This window comes from Kineococcus aurantiacus, from assembly GCF_013409345.1.
GTDB lineage: Bacteria > Actinomycetota > Actinomycetes > Actinomycetales > Kineococcaceae > Kineococcus > Kineococcus aurantiacus.
The window spans coordinates 4,375,732-4,394,794 of record NZ_JACCBB010000001.1 but is presented as its reverse complement, the minus strand read 5'-3'; the positions used below and the strand labels follow the sequence as shown (position 1 = coordinate 4,394,794).

Annotated in this window: 19 protein-coding genes; 1 reads left to right on the top strand and 18 read right to left on the bottom strand. The window is 73.9% G+C overall.

The features are described from left to right. Nucleotides 1-37: 37 nt before the first annotated feature. From BJ968_RS21010 to BJ968_RS26995, 7 genes are all read right to left on the bottom strand, one after another. A complete protein-coding gene (locus BJ968_RS21010) occupies nt 38-1,120 on the bottom strand; it encodes an EscU/YscU/HrcU family type III secretion system export apparatus switch protein (RefSeq protein ID WP_179755155.1) in 1,083 nt (360 codons plus the stop codon). After that, nucleotides 1,117-1,908, bottom strand: coding sequence for a flagellar biosynthetic protein FliR (locus BJ968_RS21005; protein WP_179755153.1), 792 nt, complete (start codon nt 1,906-1,908; stop codon nt 1,117-1,119). The genes BJ968_RS21010 and BJ968_RS21005 overlap by 4 nt, the downstream gene beginning before the upstream one ends. Nucleotides 1,909-1,913: 5 nt before the next feature. Beyond that, nucleotides 1,914-2,192 carry a flagellar biosynthetic protein FliQ gene (locus BJ968_RS21000; RefSeq protein ID WP_179755151.1) on the bottom strand — a complete coding sequence of 93 codons (279 nt, stop codon included), beginning with the start codon at nt 2,190-2,192 and terminating at the stop codon, nt 1,914-1,916. Between the two features lie 296 nt (nt 2,193-2,488). Continuing rightward, the gene (fliP, locus tag BJ968_RS20995) at nt 2,489-3,379 is read right to left on the bottom strand and encodes a flagellar type III secretion system pore protein FliP (protein WP_179757128.1); all 891 of its coding nucleotides are present in this window, start codon (nt 3,377-3,379) and stop codon (nt 2,489-2,491) included. After that, nucleotides 3,379-3,897, bottom strand: coding sequence for a FliO/MopB family protein (locus tag BJ968_RS20990; protein ID WP_179755149.1), 519 nt, complete (start codon nt 3,895-3,897; stop codon nt 3,379-3,381). The genes fliP and BJ968_RS20990 overlap by 1 nt, the downstream gene beginning before the upstream one ends. Continuing rightward, nucleotides 3,897-4,649: a flagellar motor switch protein FliN gene (fliN, locus tag BJ968_RS20985; RefSeq protein WP_179755147.1), complete on the bottom strand. Its 753-nt coding sequence runs from the start codon at nt 4,647-4,649 to the stop codon at nt 3,897-3,899. The genes BJ968_RS20990 and fliN overlap by 1 nt, the downstream gene beginning before the upstream one ends. Continuing rightward, entirely contained in the window at nt 4,646-5,590 is a 945-nt protein-coding gene (locus BJ968_RS26995) for a FliM/FliN family flagellar motor switch protein (RefSeq protein ID WP_179755145.1), read from the bottom strand. Before BJ968_RS26995 ends, fliN begins: the two co-directional genes overlap by 4 nt. A gap of 125 nt (nt 5,591-5,715) precedes the next feature. Here BJ968_RS26995 and BJ968_RS20975 point away from each other — a divergent pair, with 125 nt between their 5' ends. After that, nucleotides 5,716-6,258 (top strand): Uma2 family endonuclease, encoded by a 543-nt coding sequence (locus BJ968_RS20975; RefSeq protein ID WP_179755143.1) that lies wholly within the window; start codon nt 5,716-5,718, stop codon nt 6,256-6,258. Nucleotides 6,259-6,376: 118 nt separating this feature from the next. Here the strand turns inward: BJ968_RS20975 and mprF are convergent, their stop codons facing one another. The 11 genes from mprF to BJ968_RS20920 form a co-directional block, all read right to left on the bottom strand. Beyond that, nucleotides 6,377-8,923: a bifunctional lysylphosphatidylglycerol flippase/synthetase MprF gene (mprF, locus tag BJ968_RS20970; RefSeq protein WP_343078192.1), complete on the bottom strand. Its 2,547-nt coding sequence runs from the start codon at nt 8,921-8,923 to the stop codon at nt 6,377-6,379. 112 nt (nt 8,924-9,035) lie between these two features. After that, a complete protein-coding gene (locus BJ968_RS20965; protein ID WP_179755141.1) occupies nt 9,036-9,542 on the bottom strand; it encodes a flagellar basal body-associated FliL family protein in 507 nt (168 codons plus the stop codon). A 34-nt stretch (nt 9,543-9,576) separates the two neighbouring features. Further along, nucleotides 9,577-10,614, bottom strand: a complete 1,038-nt coding sequence (locus BJ968_RS20960) for an OmpA/MotB family protein (protein ID WP_179755139.1) — start codon at nt 10,612-10,614, stop codon at nt 9,577-9,579. Then, nucleotides 10,614-11,387, bottom strand: coding sequence for a motility protein A (locus BJ968_RS20955; RefSeq protein ID WP_179755137.1), 774 nt, complete (start codon nt 11,385-11,387; stop codon nt 10,614-10,616). Before BJ968_RS20955 ends, BJ968_RS20960 begins: the two co-directional genes overlap by 1 nt. A gap of 3 nt (nt 11,388-11,390) precedes the next feature. After that, nucleotides 11,391-11,702 (bottom strand): flagellar FlbD family protein, encoded by a 312-nt coding sequence (locus tag BJ968_RS20950; protein ID WP_179755135.1) that lies wholly within the window; start codon nt 11,700-11,702, stop codon nt 11,391-11,393. Between the two features lie 267 nt (nt 11,703-11,969). Continuing rightward, a complete protein-coding gene (locus tag BJ968_RS20945; RefSeq protein WP_179755133.1) occupies nt 11,970-13,346 on the bottom strand; it encodes a flagellar hook protein FlgE in 1,377 nt (458 codons plus the stop codon). A 51-nt stretch (nt 13,347-13,397) separates the two neighbouring features. Then, the gene (locus BJ968_RS20940) at nt 13,398-14,177 is read right to left on the bottom strand and encodes a flagellar hook capping FlgD N-terminal domain-containing protein (protein ID WP_179755131.1); all 780 of its coding nucleotides are present in this window, start codon (nt 14,175-14,177) and stop codon (nt 13,398-13,400) included. Between the two features lie 90 nt (nt 14,178-14,267). Then, a complete protein-coding gene (locus tag BJ968_RS26990) occupies nt 14,268-16,154 on the bottom strand; it encodes a flagellar hook-length control protein FliK (RefSeq protein ID WP_179755129.1) in 1,887 nt (628 codons plus the stop codon). Then, nucleotides 16,151-17,281 (bottom strand): transglycosylase SLT domain-containing protein, encoded by a 1,131-nt coding sequence (locus BJ968_RS25985; RefSeq protein ID WP_179755127.1) that lies wholly within the window; start codon nt 17,279-17,281, stop codon nt 16,151-16,153. Before BJ968_RS25985 ends, BJ968_RS26990 begins: the two co-directional genes overlap by 4 nt. Further along, a complete protein-coding gene (locus BJ968_RS25145; protein ID WP_179755125.1) occupies nt 17,278-17,730 on the bottom strand; it encodes a flagellar export protein FliJ in 453 nt (150 codons plus the stop codon). The genes BJ968_RS25985 and BJ968_RS25145 overlap by 4 nt, the downstream gene beginning before the upstream one ends. Beyond that, entirely contained in the window at nt 17,727-19,049 is a 1,323-nt protein-coding gene (locus tag BJ968_RS20920; protein WP_179757124.1) for a FliI/YscN family ATPase, read from the bottom strand. Before BJ968_RS20920 ends, BJ968_RS25145 begins: the two co-directional genes overlap by 4 nt. Nucleotides 19,050-19,063 lie beyond the last annotated feature (14 nt).

Below are 19,063 nucleotides of genomic sequence, written 5' to 3'. Positions count from 1 at the left end.
GCCCGCGGGACTCCCCCACCGCGGGCGCCCGCCCGGCTCAGGCCGGGACCGTGTGGGCCTCGCCGAACGCCGTGAGCGAACCGCGCGTGCGCAGGCTCATGACGAAGGCCAGGACCTTGGCGACGGCGGCGAAGAACTCCGGGGGGATCTCCTGGCCGACCTTGACGCCCTTGTACATGGCGCGGGCCAGCTCGACGTCCTTGACGAGGGGCACGTCGTGCTCCTTGGCCTTCTCGCGGATCTTGGAGGCGATGGCGCCGGCGCCCCGGGCCACGACCTTGGGCGCGCCGGTGCCCGGCTCGTAGCGCAGGGCGATGGCGATGTGGGTGGGGTTGACCAGCACGACGTCGGCCTTGGCGACGTCGGCCATCATGCGGTTGCGGGACATGGCCATCTGCTTGGAGCGGATGGCGCCCTTGAGCAGCGGGTCGCCCTCGGCGTTCTTGTGCTCCTGCTTGATGTCCTGCTTGCTCATCTTCAGCTTGCCCATGACGCGGCGCCGGCTCATGGCGTAGTCGGCGGCGGCGATGAGCAGACCCACGACGATGGTGACGACGATCATCTTCACGACGGCCGCGCCGGTCATCGACAGGACCGCGCCGGTCGGCATGAGGCCCTGGCCGATGAGCTCGGGGGCGAGGTTCTTGACGACCAGCCACACCGCGACGCCGATGAGGACGGTCTTCAGCAGCGACTTGACGCCCTCCCACAGCGCCTGCGGGCCCCAGTGCTGCTTGAAGCCGTTGACGGGGTTGAGGTTGGAGAACTTCGGCTTCAGCTTCTTCGGCGCCGGCCGCAGGGTGCCCTGGACCGCGCCGGCGACCACGACGGCCAGGACGGTGGCGACGGCCAGCGGCCCCAGGACGCCGGGGATCCCGGCGAAGGTGTCGGTGAGCACGCTCAGGGCCCGCCCGGGTTCGGGGTCGGCGGCGACCTCGGCGATGCGGCCCAGGGTGCGCTGGCCCAGGACCTTGCCGGCCTCGATGGTGTGCGGGATGGCCACGGCGCCGGCACCGGTGGACAGCCAGGCCCCGACGTCCCGGGAGAACGGGATGTTGCCCTCGTCGCGCGCCTCCTTGAGGCGCTTGGCGGTCGGCTTCTCGGTCTTCTCCCCGCTCACCCGGTCCCACCCCCGACCACGGGGGTGACCATCCGCACGACGGTCTCGCGGGCGGTGTCGGCCATGTCGGAGACGACGCCGGGCAGCAGGGAGAAGGTGAAGCCGGCCAGGGTGAGGCAGATGAGGATCTTCACGGGGAAGCTCATGGCGAAGACGTTGAGGGCCGGGGCGACGCGCGACAGCAGGCCCAGCCCGATGTCGGTGATGAACAGGACGGCGATGAGGGGCGCGGCGATCTGCAGGGCGGACAGCGCGAGCTGGCCGACGCCCTCGGTGAAGACCCTCGCGACGGTGCCGGCGTCGACGCCGGCGTTCAGCGGCAGGACGTCGAAGGAGCGGAAGAACCCCTGCAGGATGAGCAGGTGGCCGCCGGTGACGACGAGCAGCGCCGTCGTGGTCCACGCGTAGAGCTTGCCGAAGATGGCCGTCTGGGTCTGCATGAGCGGGTCGTAGGCGCTGGCGAGCTGGAAGCCGCCGAAGAGGTCGAGCATGTCCCCGGCGGCCTGCACGGCGGCGAACACGAGCGCGACGAAGGCGCCCATGACGACGCCGACGAGGGCCTGCTGGACGACGGCGGTGATGAGGGCGGCCGGCTCCACGGCGGGGACGGTGCCGCGCAGCCCCTGGGCCAGCGGCAGCGCGATGGCGACCGACAGCATGGCCTTGACGCGGCCGTTGACGGCCTTGTTGGCGAACGGCGGGGCGAGCACCACGAAGGCGGCGGCGCGCACCGAGGCCAGCAGGACCGCCACGAGCAGGTCGAGGGGGACGTTCGGGAGGCCTTCCACGCGGCTCAGCCGCCGTGGGTCAGCAGGGCGGGGATCTGCTCGTACAGCGCGGTGGTGAAGCTGGTGAGCTCCCCGAGCATCCACTTGCCGCAGATGACGATGGCCGCACCGACCGCGAGGGCCTTGGGGACGAAGGAGATCGTCTGCTCCTGCAGCTGGGTGACGCTCTGGAACAGCGAGATGCCGAAACCGACCGCCAGGGCCGTCAGGAGCATGGGGGCGCAGAGCTTGGCGGCGAGGACGAGAGCGGTCATCCCCAGGTGGATGACGGTCACGTCGGTCATCAGCTTCGCCTTCCGGTCGCGGGGGTGTTCTGCAGACTGTTTCGGCCGTACGGGTGAAACCCTTGAGCCCGAACGGGTCAGCGCCCGCGGCGCCCGTCCCTCACCTCCCCACCCCGCGGTGATCAAGCACTTCGGTGATCGAGCACTCGTGGACAGGAGTGCTTGATCACCGAAGTGCTTGATCACCGCGGGGAGGGGGTGGGAGGGGCCGGGACGCACGACGCCGCGCCGCGGCCCCGGGCGGTCGGGACCGCGGCGCGGCGTTCGGGTGGTGGCAGCGCCTGCGGCGCAGCGGGTCAGCCGGCGTAGGAGGCGACGAGGGACTTGATGACCAGGCCCCAGCCGTCGACCATCACGAACAGCAGCAGCTTGAACGGCAGGGACACCGTGACCGGGGGCAGCATCATCATGCCCAGGCTCATCAGCGCCCCGGAGACGACGATGTCGATCACCAGGAAGGGGATGAAGATGACGAACCCGATGATGAACGCGCTGCGCAGCTCCGACAGGGCGAACGCCGGCACGAGCGTCGTCAGCGGCGTCTCCTCGCGGGTCTCGGGCAGGTCCCGCTTGGCGGCCTTGGTCATCAGCGCCAGCTCCTCCGGGCGCGTCTGCTTGAGCATGAACTCCTTCATCGGCTGCGAACCGTCCGTGAAGGCGACCGTCGCGGTCTTCTCGCCCTTGAGGTAGGGCTGGATCGCGGCGTCGTTGACGGCGCTGAACGTCGGCGCCATGACGAACATCGTCAGGAACAGCGCCAGACCGGCCAGGACCTGGTTCGGCGGGGTCCCCTGCAGGCCCAGGGCGTTGCGGGTCAGGCCCAGGACGATGAGGATCTTGGTGAAGCTCGTCGTGAGCAGCAGCAGCGCGGGGGCCACCGACAGCAGGGTCAGGGCGATGATGACGGTGATCGACTGGCTGGGCTTGCCGTCCAGGCCGTTGATCGTCACCGACCCCGAGACGGGCCCGGTCGGCGCGGCCGGGGCCGCCGGTGCCGTGGGGGCCTGCACGCCCGCGCCCAGCGCGGTGCTCATGGCGGCGGGCGCGGCGGCCACGGCGGGGGCGCTCGCGGGGGCCGACGCCTGGGCGCTGAGGGCGCCCCCGACGACCAGGCCGCCGGAGAGCACCAGCGCGGCGGCCAGGCTCCGCGCCCGGCGGGGGGCGCGGCGGGTGGCTCGGGACTCCATCACCTGCGGGTCGTCCTCTCACGCAGAACGTCGACTGCCTTGGACCAGGTGGCCGGGGACAGGGCCGAACCGCTCACACCGGGGGCGGTGTACCGGGCGGGGGCCTTCACGGCGATCGTCTCGCCGGCCTTGCGGACGTACCGCTCCCCCACCGCGGGGGCCGGGACGTCCGGTGCGTCGTCGGCGTCCGTGCCGTTCGTGCGCTCCGCCGCGTCCGTGGCGGTGCCGCCGACCTCTTCGACAGCTTCGGCCGAGGGCTTGAACACGGCCTCGACGTCGGTCTCCCCCAGCAGGCTCACCCCGGCGTCGGAGACCCCGACGACCAGGGCCTTGTCGCCGACCTTGACCAGCGCGACGGCGGCCTTCGCACCCAGGCTCTGCTTGGCCAGGACGGCGAAGTCAGCCCCGCCGGCCGCGGCGCCCTGACGGCGGCGCAGCCAGCGGGAGATCAGGTACACCAGGCCGAGCACCGCGACCAGCGAGATGCTCGTCCGCGCGATCGCGGCGACGGCGTCCATCAGGCGCCGGCCTCCGGGGTGACGATCTCGGTGATGCGGATGGCGTAGTCCTCGTCCACGACGACGACCTCACCGCGGGCGATGAGCTGGCCGTTGACCAGGATGTCGGCGGGCGAGCCCGCCGCGCGGTCCAGCTCCACGACCGAGCCCGGCGTCAGGGCCAGCAGGTCCTGCACCGTCATCGAGGTGCGGCCCAGCTCGACCGTGACGTCCATCTGCACGTCGCGCAGCAGGTCCATCGTGCGGCGCGGGCCGGCGGCGGCCGGGGACGCACCGGCGAACGCCGCCGCCGAGGGCGCCGGGGCCGGGGCCTCGGTCTGCGCGGTGAGGGTCAGGCCGATGAGGGCCAGGGTCTCCCCCGCCGCGTCGACGACCGCGACCGCGCCCCCGTCGAGCTGGCGCAGGGCCTGGGCGGGGTCGCCCTCGACACCGGCCTCCAGGACGCACTGGCCCAGGGCGTGCACGACGGTCTCCAGCGCCGGGCGCAGGGCGTCGACGGGGTCCAGGGCGCCCTCGGGGCTCATGAGGAGCGTGTTCAGCGTCTCCTCCCCTACGATGACGGTGACGCGGCCGTTGGAGGCGCCGGCGAAGTTCGCCGACACGGCGGTGCCCTCGTCGCCGAGGTCGGGGGCCTGAGCGACCGCGAGGACGCTGGAGATGGTCCCGGGCGCCGACAGGGGCAGGACGGCGAGCGCAGCCTGGGCGGCCTCGCGCAGCGTGGACATGAGGTCGGCGTGGGTGGCGGTGCTCATCGTGCGTTCTCCTCGGGGGTCGGGACGATCAGGCAGGCGAGTTTGGCGCCGCGCGTTCCGGCGACGGCGGAGGCCACGGAAGCGCCCTGGGCGACGACCTCGAGGGGCTCGTCGGCGCGGTGCGGCAGACGCAGCACGTCTCCGGGGATGAGGGAGAGGATCTCGTCGGGACGCATCTGGGCGGCCTTCATGCGCACCGAGACGTCGACCGGGATGTTCTCCAGGTGGTCGTCGAGGCGGTCGCGCATGAGGCGGCGGACCCGCAGCTCCTCGGGGCTCGCCACGCGCAGCTCGGCGGCCGTCAGCGCCGCCGACAGCGGGTCCAGCGGCATGGCCAGGGTCGCGGTGCCCGTGACGCCCTCGATCTGCAGGTGGAACGCGGAGACGATCATCACGTCGGTGGCCGCGGCGGCCTGCGCGAACGCGGGGTTCTGGTCGATCGCCGTCAGCTTGGGCTTGAGGTCGGTGACCGTGGCCAGCGAGGAGGACAGCTCCACGAGGGTGCGCTCGACCAGACCGCGGGCCAGGACGGCCTCGATGTCGGTCAGCTGCCGGCTGGGCTGGGCGTTGGTCCCGGTCCCGCCGAGCATCCGCTCGATGCTGGAGAGCACGAAGCCGATGTCGACGTGCAGGACCGCCGCGCCCACGAGGGGCTCGGGGTCGAACACGGCCATGACGGTCGGCATCGGCAGGGAGGCCGCGTACTCGTCGTAGCTGTACTGCTGGATGCCGTCCAGCTCGACCTGCACGGTGGTGCGCAGGGTCGAGGACAGCAGCGTCGCCCACTGGCGGCAGAAGCCCTCGTAGGTGATCTCCAGCACGCGGGCGTGCTGGCGCGACAGCTTGGTCGGCCGTCGGAAGTCGTACGGGACGGGGACGCCACGTCGCCGGGAGCGACGGGTGCCTGTCCGCTCTGCGGTGCTGGGGGTCTCGGCTGCCACGAGCTGTCTATCGGCACGAACGGCCGTCACCCTTTAGCGCGAGCCCGAACGGGTGGTCCTGGACGCTGCGGCTCAAGGTCGGCGAGAGCCCGGGACGGGCCGGGGCGCCCGCGTACGCTGGGGACGTGGCAGCTGAGGTGAGCGAGACTCCCCAGGCGGTACCCATGTCCTGGGAGGAGTTCGGTGAGCTGGCGGAGGACGTCCGCGGTGAGTACGTCGACGGGGCGCTCGTCGTGAGCCCCCGCGGCACGGCCCGCCACCAGCTCGCCGTCGCCAACGTCCGCGAGCTGCTGCGCGGCTTCGAGGGGGTCGCGCTGAGCGAGTGGGCGTGGCGGCCGGCGGGTGCCGCGCGCGAGTACCAGCCGGACGTCATGCTCCTGGCCGGTCTCGACCCGGACGCGCACTTCACCGAGGAGCCGCCGGTCCTGGTCGTGGAGGTCACCTCGCCGTCGAACGCCGCGAAGGACTGGGTCCGCAACCTGCGCGACTACGCCCGCTACGGCGCCGCGAACTACTGGATCCTCGACCACGGCGACCGGTGCCTGTACGCGTTCACCCTGGTCGAGGGGCGCTACGAGCCGGCGGGGCAGGGCGGGGAGCGGGTGGAGATCACCGGCGGTGCCCTCGCGGGGACCGTGGTCGACGTGCCGCCGCTGTGGAGGGCGTGAACGCCGCACCGCGGCGGTGGTCCCGGGCGCGGACGCCGACGGCTCCCCCGCCGCGTGCGACGAGGGAGCCGTGGAGGGGCTGGTGAGGGCCCCGGGGTGGGGGGTGACCGGGCGCGGGTCAGCCGCGCAGCAGCCCCCGCACGCCGCCGCCGACGAGGGTGGCGACCCCGGCCATGGCCGTCGGCAGCGCCGGGCCGCCGGGCGCGGCGACGTAGCAGGACCGCCACTGCGGGGCGAACCCCTGCTTGAAGGTGCGCAGGCCCTGGAAGTTGTAGAAGCGCTCGCCGTGGGTCCACACCAGGTGCCCCAGCCGCTCCCAGGCCAGGGCCCCGGGGCAGCGGGAGGCGCTGGTGAGCAGCCCCGACAGGGGGGCCATGCCCATGTTGAACGTGGCGTAGCCGTTCTCCTGCGCCCACAGGATGCACTCGACGAACAGGTACGTCATGACGGTGCGGGGGCCCTCGGGCAGCCGGCGCATGAGGTCGACCTGCACGTCGCGGCCGTCGGCGCTGGTCCACAGCGTCGCGAAGGCGGTGACGCGCCCCTCGTGCCGGACCAGGACCAGCGGGAAGCGGCGGACGTAGTCCTCGTCGAAGGCGCCGAGGGAGAAACGCTTCTCCCGGCCGTTGCGGTGGGTCAGCCACGCGTCGGAGACCTCCCGCAGGTGCGGCAGCAGCGGCTCCACCTCGTGCGCGGGGACGAACTCCACCGACATCCCCGACTTCTGGGACTTGTTGCGGCAGTTGCGCAACCCCATCCGGGCCTTGCCGGCCAGGGTGAACCCCTCCAGCGGCACCACGGCCTCCTCCCCCAGCTTGGCCAGGCTCAGCCCGCACGCGCGGTAGAGGTCGGCGTGGTCGGGGGCGACGTTGTAGAACACCGGCCGGCCCCCGCGGCGGTCGACCTCGGCGACGAAGCCGGTGACCAGCTCGCGCACGTCGGCCGGCTCCCCGACGGGGTCGCCCATGACGACCCAGCTGCGGCCCTGGACCTGGTACATGAGGAAGGCGGTGCCGGCGGGGTTGAAGTGGAAGAGCTTGTCCCCGGTGAAGGCGAGGTGGGACAGGCAGCGGCCGGAGCGGGTGACGATGTCGGCGGCGCGCGCCACCTCCTCCCCGGCCAGGTCCGCGGGCTCGACGCGCGGGCCGACGGCCACGCCCCGCGAGACCCAGCGGCCTCCCACGAGGAGCCCGGCGGCACCGGCGGCGACGGCGAGCACGTCCCAGCCGCGGCCGGGCCCGCCGGCGTGGCCGCTGACCTCGTGCCACCACAGCGCCGGCCCGACGAGGGCGGCGGCGGTCAACGGCAGCAGCAGGTCCTGCGCCCGCCAGGCGCGCGGCGCGAGGAGCTGCAGCAGGGGCCGCAGGAGGGACCCGCCGCGGTGGAACGCCGGCCGCGCGGGCAGGAGCCCGGCCGCGAGCAGCGCCGTCACGGCGGCGGCCGGGAGGTCGTCGCGGAGGGCGGCGGCCGCGGCGAGCCCGAGCAGGGCCGCGACCGCCGCCGTCCAGGCCGCCCGCAGCCGCCGGTGCAGGCCCCACGCGAGCAGCACGGTCGCCAGGCCGATCAGGCCGGTCGTGACGTGCGAGGTGTCCACCGCGCGACCGGGCACGTCCCCGGCGACCACGACGGCCGCACCGGCCGTCCCGACCCCCAGGGCCAGCCACGTCGGCAGCCCGACCGCGCGCGCCGTGGGCAGCTCCAGGGCCGGCAGCCGCCGCAGCTCGTGCCGCAGCAGCAGCACCACCGCCGGCAGCATCGGGACGAGGAAGTAGCACAGGCGGTAGCCGACGAGGGCGGCGGCGAACTGGGCCGGTGACGTGAGCGGGCCCGTGAGCAGCAGCAGCGTGGACTCGAAGACGCCGACGCCGCCGGGGGTGCTGCTGAGCAGGCCGGCGACGGTGGCGGTGGCGAAGGCGACGGCGAAGGTGAGGAAGGGCGGCCTGTCGGCCGGGGGCAGCAGCACGAACAGGACCGCGGCCATGGCCAGCCACTCGACGCTCGACAGGACGACCTGCGCCAGCGCGGTCCCGAACGCGGGGCGGTGCAGGCGCCGGCCGCGCAGGCCCACCGACGCCGGGCCGGCGGCGGTCCACAGCAGGTAGCCCAGGACACCGGCGGCCAGGACGGCACCGACGGTGGTGGCCGCGGCCGGCGACACGTGCAGCGCCGCGGCGACGCCGGTGGGGTCCAGCAGCGCCCCGCCGCCGACGAGCACCGCCGCGCCCAGCGTCAGGGTCAGCAGGTTGAGCCCCACGACGCGGGCCACGTCGGTGCGCGAGACGCCCCAGGAGGTGTGGAACCGCGCGCGCAGCACGGCACCGACGACGGCGGAGGCGCCCAGGGAGTTGCCGAAGGCGGTGGCGACGAAGGCGGCGGTCCCGTAGCGGCGGAAGGGCATCCGGTGCCCGACGTGCCGCAGCGCGAGGGCGTCGTAGCCGGTCATCGCCAGGTGCGAGCAGGCCGTGGCGGCCAGCGCGAGCAGCAGTCCCGCGGGTCCGACCGCGCGCAGGGCGTCGGCGACGTCGGCGGCGGACAGGTGGCCGAAGGTGCGGTGCAGCACGGCGACGGCGACGACGACGGCGGCGACCGCGACGCCGCCGCCGATCGCGGCCCGCACGGGGAAGCGGCGTCCGGGGGCGGCCTGCGCGGCGGTGGGGGAACTCACGGTTAGAGGGTCGGCAGGACGGCCGGATCCCTTGAAACGGGTTCCCCGGGGCCGGGAACGCGAACACCCCGGGCGGTCAGCCCGGGGTGCTCGGTGCGTGCTGGTGGTCCTGCTACTGCATCACAAAACTCGTCAGGTAGATCCCCATGACGGAGTCGACCTCCTCGCCCTTCTCGTCGTGCGTCTTGTACGCCTCGACGATCTTCTCCTGGAGCACCTCCTTGTGGTGGGCGCGCTGCTCGGCGTTCTGCAGGTCGGCCATCGACAGGTTGGAGAACTCGGAGATGATCAGGTCGTAGGCCTTGGAGCCGTCGAGGGCGTCGCCGCCGCCGCCGTGCCCGCCGCCCTCGGAGGCCACGCCCTGCAGGCCCACGCCGATCTTCAGGTAGTGCCCGTCGGCCAGGTTGACGCTGATGGGGTCCAGCGCGGTGACGGTGCCGGGGGTCAGGGTGGGCGTCGGGGCGGCCTCGGCCGCCGAGGCGGAGTCGCCCTTGGTGAGCAGGAAGACGCCACCGCCGGTGCCGCCGGCCAGCAGCACGGCCGCGGCCGCGCCGATGATGATGAGCTTCTTCGCGCCGCCGGGCTTGGCCTCGCCGTCGCCCTTGTCCTTCTTGGCCATGGTGGCCTCCTTACGGGTTCGTGGGTCAGTCAGGTCAGTGGGCGACGTTGCTCGCCAGGTCCGGCGCGATGCCGGCCGAGAGGTCGCTGGTCGCTGCTCCGGCGCCGTCGGTGGTGCTGTCGGTGCCGGTGGTGGTGCCGTCGGTGTGCGTGTCGGTGGTGCCGGTGAGCTCCGCCGGCCCGTCGCCGGTGGCGGTCTGCTGCGCGACCTCCGGCAGCAGGGCCTTGACGGCGTCGGAGCTGGGCGAGGCGACGACCAGGTCGACGCGGCGGTTGCCGGTCAGGGCCTTGGGGTCCTCGTCCGGGTACAGCGGCCGGGAGTCGGCGTAGCCGGTGCCGGACAGCCGGACCGGGGCGATGCCGTGGGAGATGAACCGCGTCACCACGGTGTTGGCCCGGGCCGAGGACAGGTCCCAGTTGTCGCGGTACCGGGCGTTGCCGTTGAGGGCCAGGTTGTTGGTGTGACCCTGCACGGCGATGTCGTTGGGCAGCTGCGCCAGGATCGGCGCGATGGTGTCCAGGACCTCCTGGCCCGTCGTCTCCACGTCGGCGGAGGCGTTGGCGAAGAAGACGTTGTCGGCCACCAGGCCCACGACCAGGCCGTCGGCGGTGATCCGGTAGGTCACCTGGTTCTGCTGGCCCTTCTCGGTCAGGGCCGCGTCGATCTTCTTCTCGATCTCGCGGTAGTCCTGGACCTCCTCCTTGGCGGCGTTGAGGTCCTTGGCCTTCTGCGCGGTCTGCGCCGACTGCAGGATCTGCTGCACCTGCTCGGAGGAGGTGTTCAGCTGCTCACCGGTGGAGTACGGCGAGACCTGGACGACCGAGTTGCCGTTGGTGACGTCCATGACGCCGGAGGCGCCGGAGACCGCCTGGTTGCTGTCGGGGGTCCCCTTGCTGAGACCGTCCTTGAACTGGGCGAACTTCAGCTGGTCGATCTGGCTGAGGGCGAACAGGACGATGAACAGCGCCATGAGGACCGTCAGCATGTCGGCGTAGGAGACCAGCCACCGCTCGTGGTTGACGTGCTCCTCGTGCTCCTCGTGCTTGTGGCGCCGCTTGTGCGCTGCGGACATCAGGCCGCCTTCTTGTCCGGGACCGCGGTGCCCGGGGGCAGCAGGCTCTCGAGCTTCTTGGCCACCGAGCGCGGGTTGGAGCCGGCCTGGATGGCGAGGATGCCCTCGACGACGAGCTCCATCTGCGCGGTCTCCAGGCCCGAGAGGCGCTGCAGGCGGGACTGGACGGGCAGGAAGAAGAAGTTGGCGGCGGCCACGCCCCACAGGGTCGCGACGAACGCGCCGGCGATCATCGGGCCCAGGGCCGCGGCGTCGGACAGGTTTGCCAGGACGACGGTGAGGGAGATGACGGTGCCGCAGATGCCGACGGTGGGGGCGTAGCCACCCATGTCGCCGAAGATCTTCGCGGCCTGCTTGTCAGCGGCCTTCTTCGCCTGGATCTGGGCGGTGAGGATCTCGTACAGCTCGTCGGGGTCGGTGCCGTCGATGGCGGTCTGCAGGCCGTCGCGCAGGAACTGGTCGTCGACCTCCTTGATGGCGTCCTCCAGGGCCAGCAGGCCCTCGCGGCGGGCGCGCTCGGCCATCTTGACGATGACGGAGACGGTCTCCGCGGAGTTCTTCGGCTTGCCCAGGAACGCCTTCTGCAGCTGCTTGATCGAGCCGAGGCCGTCCTTGAGGATCCCGCCCATGAAGCCGACGCCGATGGTGCCGACGAAGACGAGGACGAGGGGGCCGGGCAGCAGGATGTCGGTGACCGCACCGCCCTCGTGGTTCTGCGCCCAGAGGATGGCGGCGGCGGCGATGATGAGGCCGCCGAGGGTTGCGAAGTCCATGGCTCACGGCCTCCTGCGGTGCAGCTGCACCGGGGCCGGCAGGTCGCCGTCGGTGTCGCTGGTGGTCTGGGTGTCGGTGTGGGTCGGCAGCTCGAGGACGTCGGCCGTCCCCGTCTCCTCCAGCGAGTGCGCGGTCGCGACGACGCGCGCGCGGAAGGCCATGACGCGCTCGACGATCTGCGCCAACGGCTCGGTGACGACGAACTTCGCGCCGTCGACGAGGGTGATGACGGTGTCGGGGGTCGAGTCGACGCGCTGGATCAGATCGGGGTTCACGGCGAACACCGACCCGTTGAGGCGAGTCACGAGGATCACGTGTGGTCCGTCCTTGGCGGTGGAGGCGGGGGCGCCCGTCCGTGGGCTGGGTGGTTCCACCCAGTCCATCGGCCCGGCGGGGTTCGACCTGAGAGGGGGTTGCAGGGTGCACCCGTTCGTGCTAACGCACCGGTTTCCGTCACGCTCTGCAACCACCCTGGACGCAGAACACCCTCCCGGAGCAGGTGCTCCGGGAGGGTGTTCGGCAGCTCCGGGCCAGCCCTTGAACGGGCCCGGGTCAGCGGCCGGGGGGCCGGCCGCTCAGGGTCAGCGCTTGAGGTTGACCAGGTCCTGCAGGATCTCGTCCGAGGACGTGATGACCTTCGAGTTCGCCTGGAAACCGCGCTGGGCGAGGATGAGGCTGGTGAACTCGGCCGACAGGTCGACGTTGGACATCTCCAGCGACCCGGCGAGCAGGCCACCGCGGCCGGCCTGGCCGGCGATGCCGTAGACGGGGTTGCCCGAGTTCGTCGAGACGCTGTAGAGGGAGTTGCCCTCCTTGCGCAGACCCGCGACGTTGTTGAACGACGCGATGGCGATCTGCCCCAGGGTCTGCTTGTACCCGTTGGAGTAGTTGCCGGTGATGACGCCGTCGGTGCCGAACGCGTAGCTCGTCAGGGTGCCGATGGGGGCGCCGTCGGTGCTCGGGTTGATGTTGCTGGCGCCGGAGGACCCGACGTAGGCGGTCAGGGCCGACAGGTCGATGGTCAGCTCACGGCCGGCCGGGCTGCCCGGGGCGGCGACGAAGACCTTCTTGTGGGCCGCGTCGACCGAGGTGCCGCTGGGGTCGAAGCTCAGCGCCTGGTCGGTCGCGGTGGCGGTCCCCGCACTGCCGGCGGTGGTCGTGGACGGCACGACGGTGCCGTTGGCGTCGGTGACGACCATCTTCCAGTCGTTGCTCGGCTGGTACTTGTCCGGGGTGGCCCCGCTGGCCGGGGTGTGGAAGACGGTGTTGGTGAAGGTCACCGTGTACTTGGTCAGGATGCCCTGGGCGTCGTAGGCGTTGACCGCCGTCGTGACGACCGTCCCGGGGACCTTGGTGGTGCCGGCGGGCGCCGTGCCCGGCAGGGTCGGGTCGGCGGTCGGCACGGCCGTGGGCGTCTTGAACGTGCGGTCGATGTTGCCCTTGAGGGTGCTGGACGTCGTCGCGACGGCCGGCATGACCGCGTCGGAGGGGATGACCAGCTTGCCGATCTGGGCGTTGGTGTTGATGGCGCCCTGGGCGTCGGCCTTCCAGCCCATGACGTACCCGCCGTCGTTGGTGACGATGGAGCCGTTGGCGTCGAGGGTGAACGACCCGTTGCGGGAGTAGAACGTGCCCTCGCCCTGCTGGACGGCGAACATGCCCTCGCCCTGCAGCATGAGGTCGGTCGACTTGCCCGTGGCCTGCGCCGAACCCTGCGTCATGTTCTGCGTGATCGCGTTGACACGCACACCCAGACCGACCTGGGACGGGTTGGTCCCGCCGCTGGAGTTGGTCGGGGCGCCGGCGGCCTTGGTGAGCTGGGACAGGGTGTCGGCGAAGACGACGCTGGAGCTCTTGTAGCCGGTCGTGTTGACGTTGGCGATGTTGTTGCCGACGACGTCCATCATCGTCTGGTGCGAACGGAGGCCGCTGACACCGGAGAACATGGAGCGGAGCATGCTTCAGACCTTTCGAGGGGGCTGACGGGGAACTGGAGGGGCGAGCGGAGGTCAGGCGGACGGCGAGGAGGCCGTCGGACCCGGGGTTCCGGTGGTTCCGGAGTTCGGGGTGGTGTCAGACGCGGTGGCCGGGGTGGTTCCCGTGGTCTGAGGGGTTCCCGTGGCTCCGGAGGTCCCCGTGGCACCGGTGGTGCCCGGGGTTCCGGAGGACGCGGTGGACGAGGCGGGGGCGGTCGTGGCCGGGGCGGTGGTCGCCGGGGCCGCGGTCCCCCCCTCGGCCGTCGCCGTGGCCTCCGCGGCGGCCTTCGCCGCCGCCGCGTTGAGCGCGGAGGCGTCGATCGAGCCGACCCCGGTGACCTTGGACAGGACGACGCTGACGCCGTTCACGTTCAGGACCGGTTCACCGTTGGTGCCACCGACCGAGCCCTGGGAGAAGGAGACCGACTTGACCTCGCCGGTCACGACCTGGCCGTTCTCGTCGGTGTAGGAGACCGTCTGGCCGACCATCGTGCTGGCCTGCAGCTTGTTCTGCGCCGCCACCATGGTGCTGGACTGCGTGGCGACGTCCTGCATGGCCTCCAGCGCCGAGAACTGCGCCGTCTGGGCCATGAAGGCCGTGGTGTCGGCCGGCTTGGACGGGTCCTGGTACCGCAGCTGGGCGACCAGGAGCTTGAGGAACATGTCCTTGTCGTCCTTGGTCTTCGCCCTGGCCGCCGCGGACGTGTCGGTCGCGTTGGCGGTCCTCGTGGCGCTCGCCGCGGCCAGCGCGTCCGAGTTGGCGCTGAGCTGGGCGTAGTAGCTGCTCGAGCCGCTGGCCGCATCGATCGTCATGCATACTCCTTCGGCGGAACGGGTGAGGGTCTGTAGCCCGAACGAGGTGTTCACAGCGTCCAGCCAGGTGAACGTCCCGCCCGGGACGGGTCAGACGCTCAGGTCCAGCCGGCCGTCGGCCGCGGCGGCGGCCTGGCGGGCCGTGCGGCGCTCGGCCGCGGCGGCCGAGAACGCCGACCGGGCGCTCTGCCCGGCGTCCTGCTGCGCGGTGGAGCCCTGGCGGCCCGACGAGCCCTGCTGACCGGCGCCGGACTGCGCGTCGGCCGAGCGCTGCTGCTGCGAGGACCCGGAGTCGGCGCGCACGTCGACGGTGGTCTGGGTGAAGCTCGTGGTCGCCAGCTCCCGCTGCAGGTCGCCGACGGCGGCCTTCAGCGCGTGCCGGGCCGCCTCGGAGGCCCCGGCGAGGGAGACGTGCAGCGCTCCCCCGGTGACCTCGGCGGTGATCCGCACCGGCCCCAGCCCCTGGGGGGTGACCTCGACGCTCATGCGGTGCACGGCGTCGCCGGCCGGCAGCTCCTCGACCCTGCCCGCGACCCCGTGCGCGAAGGCGGCGGGGTTGGTCAGGGGCAGCGGGGCCGGCGGGGTGGACGCGGTCGCCACGGCGGGCGCGGTGACGGTGCCGGCCCCGGTGACGGTCGGGGGCAGCGCGGGCACCACGGCCGCGGCCGGGTCGAGGTCGGCGGGCCGGCCGGTGGCCGCGGCCGTGACCGGCGGGGCGATCGGCTGGGTGACGGCGGGGCTGGCGGCCAGGACGGTCGGCAGCGGCTGCGCCGGGGTCTCCCCCGCCGCGGCGCGCGGCGGGGCCACGACGGCCGGCTGCGGCGGCGCGGCCGGGTTCTGGCCCGGCTGCTGCCCGGTCTGCTGGCCCGTCTGCTGGCCGGTCTGCTGACCCGTCTGCCCGGTGGTCACGACGGGCGTGGCCGCGGCGGGCGTGGTCGGCTCGGCCGGCGCCGCGGCGACCGGCTGGGCGGTGCCCGCGCCGGTCGGGGCCACCGGGGCGGCCTGGGCCGCGACCTGCTGCGCCGCACCGGCGACGGCCGGGGCGGCGGGCACCTGGCCCTGCCCGGGCACGGCGGCCGGCGCGGCCTCGGCGGACGGCTGCGCGACGTGCCGCGGCAGGCCGGTCAGGACGGTCTGCACGGCCGCGGCGGGCGCGGACGTCGCCGGGCCGGCCGGGGTGGAGGTGACCGTCGCGGCCGCGAGCGCCGCGTCGACGGGGCTCAGGGGGCCCTGCGCGCTCGGGGCCGGGCCGGTGGCGACGGACGCCTGGCCGGGCGTCGGCGCGGTGGGCTGCGCGGACGACGGCGCGGTGGCCGGCGCGGTCGCCAGGGCGGGGCCCTGGGCGGTGGTCTGCGCCGACGCGGCGGGCAGGTCGGTCGCGGCGGGGGCCGCGCTGGGACCGGCGGCCGGGCCCGTGGTGCCGGTGGCGGCCGCGGGGACCGGCTGCGTCGCGGCGACGCCCCCGACGGGCGCCTGACCCCCGGCGGCCGGGTCGGTGGGCGCGGTGGGGGCGGTGGGCGTCAGGGCGGCGCGCAGCGCGGCGGGCAGGCCGAGCAGGGAGGGGTCGACGGGCACGGTCGGCAGCTGCGCGGCGGCGGCTCCGGCGTCCTGGGGACCGGTGCCGTCGGCCGGCTCCGTCCCGCCCTCGGCGGGGCCCTCGCGGCCCGGCCCGCCGCGCTGGGCCGCGGGCCCCTCGGCGCCGTGCTCGACCCGGTCGGTGGCCTTGTGCGGGTGGGCGTGCGGGGCGGCCGGGCGCTCGGCGGCGCGGTCCTCGGGCCGGGTCTCGGGCCGGGTCTCGGGGCGGGTCTCGTCCCGGGGGGCGGGCCGGTCCTCGCGCGCGGAGGTCCGCAGCTCCTGCACGGCCTGCCCGAAGGAGTCGGCGAAGTCGGCGGCGGAGCCGGTGGAGGACGTGGAGCGGACGGTGTCGCGGGCGGTCGGCGCGCAGGGCAGCGTCGTCACGGACAGGTTGGTGCTCACGCGGCACTCCCGAGGTCGGCGGTGATCTTCTTGACGTAGTCCTGGGTCTCGCGGAACGGCGGGACCCCGCCGTACTTCTTCACGTTGCCCGCGCCGGCGTTGTAGGCGGCCAGCGCCAGGGACACCGACCCGAAGGTCTTCAGGTGCTGCGAGAGGTACTTGCCCGCGGCGTCGATGGAGGCGAAGGGGTCGGTCGGGTCGAGGCCCAGGCCGCGGGCGGTGGCGGGCATGAACTGCATGAGCCCGACGGCCCCGGCGCGGCTGCGGGCGGCGGGGTTGAAGCCCGACTCCTGCTTGGCGACGGCCTTGAGCAGGCCGGCCGGCAGGCCGTACTGCTGCTCGGCCGCGGTGAAGGCCGCCTCGTACGGGGCGGACTTCGACGTCGTGCTGGACAGCGCGGCGGGCCGCACGTAGGAGGCGGTGCCGGTGCCGCTGGTGCCGGTGAGGCCGCTGAGGCCCGTGAGCAGGCTGGCGGCCACGGCGGTGCCGGCCGCGGCGGTCGCGGCCGTGGTCCCCAGGCGGCGGATGGTCATCGGGGTCTCCCAGACCTTCGAGATCTTCACGACGTCACCCGTCTTCGGCGCGTGGAGCATCTTCCCGTCGCCGACGTAGATCCCGATGTGGTGGCCGTTCTCCAGGACGACGAGGTCGCCGGGCTGGGCCTGGGCGAGGCCGGGGACCGCGGTGCCGACCTTGGCCTGCTGGGCCGCGGTGCGGGGCAGGCTGAGGCCGAGCTGCTTGCCGGCGTACTGGATGAGGCCGGAGCAGTCGAAGCCGCCGGGGGTCGCCCCGCCCCACTCGTACGGCGTGCCCAGGTACTGCTGGGCGACCGACAGGAGCTTGGCCCCGGTGCTGGCGCCGGTGCCGGCCCCGGTGCCGGTGCCGGTGCTGGGGTCGGCCAGGGTGCGCAGGCCCCGCGTGACGGTGCCGGCGGCGCGGGACCCGGCGCTGGACAGCGCGTCGGCGAAGCCGGTGGAGGTGCCGGCGACCTTCGCCGCGGCGGTCGAGGCGGTCGAGGCGGCGCTGAGCACCTGCCCGGTGACCTGCCCCGGGACCTGGCCGGAGAGCTGGGCGATGCGGGACTGGATGTCGCTGATGCGGGACTGGACGTCCTCGACGAGGCTCACGGCTGGTCCCCTCCCTGCTGGGCCCGGCGACGGGCGCGGGCGGCGAACTCGGCGACGGTGCGGTCGTCGAGGGCCTTCTGGTCGGCGCGCAGCGCCGCCTCCTCCTGGGCGAGCTCGTGCCGTTCGACGATGCGCTCCAGGGACCGCTCGGCGCGGCGGGCGCGGGCCCAGGAGGCCTGCTTCTCCCCCAGGTCGGCCTCGGCGCGGGCCACGAGGGCGCGGGCGTTGTCGAGGTCGGCCACGAGGGCGGAGCGGCGGGCCACGGCCGCGGTCCAGGCGGCCATGGTCTCGTCGGTCAGGTGCGCCTCGCCCAGCTCGCGGCGGACGCGGGCGGCGCGCCGCTGCTCGTTGCGCAGCACGGCGTTGGCGGCCGCGACGTCGACCTTGATCTGGTCGGCCTGCACCTTGCGCAGCTTCAGCAGGGCCAGGATGGCCTTGGTGGCGCTCACCGCACTCCTCCGAAGCTGCTCGCCAGCTGCTGCAGCTGGGCCCACGCCCGGGCGGCGGGGGTGATGTCGTGGATGTCCTGGCGCAGGAAGGCGTTGATGGCGGGCAGGTGGGCCACGGCCGCGTCGACCTCCGGGTTGGCGCCGGGCTGGTAGGCGCCGACGTCGATGAGCTCCTTGGCGTCGCGGTGGGCGGCCATGACCCGTCGCAGGGCCGTCGCGGCGGCCTTCTGGTCGGGGGTGGTGACGCGGCCGGCGACGCGGGAGACCGACTCGAGCACGTCGATGGTCGGGAAGTGCCCGGCGGTGGCCAGGCGCCGGTCCAGGACGACGTGGCCGTCGAGGATGGAACGGGCGGCGTCGGCGATGGGCTCGTTGTGGTCGTCCCCGTCGACCAGGACCGTGTAGATCCCGGTGATGGAGCCGGTGACGCCGGGCCCGGCGCGCTCGAGCAGGCGGGGCATGAGGGCGAAGACGCTCGGCGGGTACCCGCGGGTGGCGGGGGGCTCGCCGACGGACAGGCCGATCTCGCGCTGGGCCATGGACACGCGCGTGAGGGAGTCCATCATGAGGACCGCGTCGGCGCCGAGGTCGCGGAACGACTCGGCGATCGCGGTGGCCGTCAGGGAGGCGCGCAGGCGCAGCACGGGCGCCTCGTCGGAGGTGGCGACGACGACGACGGAGCGGGCCAGGCCCTCGGGGCCCAGGTCGTCCTCGAGGAACTCGCGGACCTCCCGGCCACGCTCGCCGATGAGGGCGAGGACGGACACGTCGGCGGACGTGCCGCGGGCGATCATGGACAGCAGCGAGGACTTGCCGACGCCGGAGCCGGCGAAGATGCCGAAGCGCTGCCCGCGCCCGGCGGGCACGAGGGTGTCCAGGGCGCGCACGCCCAGGCTCAGCGGGGTGTCGACGCGGCCGCGGCTCAGGGCCGGCGGCGGGCTGTTGTGCAGCGCGGCGCGCGGGGCGGCGGTGAAGGGCGCACCGCCGTCGAGGGGGTTGCCCAGGGCGTCGACGACGCGGCCGAGCAGCGAGGGGCCGACGGGGACGTCGGAGGGGCGGCGGGTGGCGACGGCGGGGGCGCCGGCGGCCAGGCCGGTGAGGTGGCCCAGCGGCAGGCACCGCAGGGTGCGGCCCTCCGCGGCGACGACCTCGGCGGGGATGCCGTGCTGCCCGCGGCCGAGGAGGATCGTCTCCCCCACGGCGGCTTCGAGGCCGGTGACCTCGACGGACAGCCCGACGATGGCGCTGACGCGGCCGGTGATCTGCGGGGCCGCGGCCGTGGCGGCGCGGGCGACCTGGGGGGCCAGGAGCTCGCGCACGCCGGCGGCGAGGC

What these genes read in the sequence shown, in the direction of transcription:
- BJ968_RS21000 (WP_179755151.1), bottom strand. Translation starts at nt 2,192, where the DNA reads ATGACCGACGTGACCGTCATCCACCTGGGGATGACCGCTCTCGTCCTC.
- fliP (WP_179757128.1), bottom strand. Translation starts at nt 3,379, where the DNA reads ATGGAGTCCCGAGCCACCCGCCGCGCCCCCCGCCGGGCGCGGAGCCTG.
- BJ968_RS20990 (WP_179755149.1), bottom strand. Translation starts at nt 3,897, where the DNA reads ATGGACGCCGTCGCCGCGATCGCGCGGACGAGCATCTCGCTGGTCGCG.
- fliN (WP_179755147.1), bottom strand. Translation starts at nt 4,649, where the DNA reads ATGAGCACCGCCACCCACGCCGACCTCATGTCCACGCTGCGCGAGGCC.
- BJ968_RS20965 (WP_179755141.1), bottom strand. Translation starts at nt 9,542, where the DNA reads ATGGCCAAGAAGGACAAGGGCGACGGCGAGGCCAAGCCCGGCGGCGCG.
- BJ968_RS20960 (WP_179755139.1), bottom strand. Translation starts at nt 10,614, where the DNA reads ATGTCCGCAGCGCACAAGCGGCGCCACAAGCACGAGGAGCACGAGGAG.
- BJ968_RS20955 (WP_179755137.1), bottom strand. Translation starts at nt 11,387, where the DNA reads ATGGACTTCGCAACCCTCGGCGGCCTCATCATCGCCGCCGCCGCCATC.
- BJ968_RS20945 (WP_179755133.1), bottom strand. Translation starts at nt 13,346, where the DNA reads ATGCTCCGCTCCATGTTCTCCGGTGTCAGCGGCCTCCGTTCGCACCAG.
- BJ968_RS20940 (WP_179755131.1), bottom strand. Translation starts at nt 14,177, where the DNA reads ATGACGATCGATGCGGCCAGCGGCTCGAGCAGCTACTACGCCCAGCTC.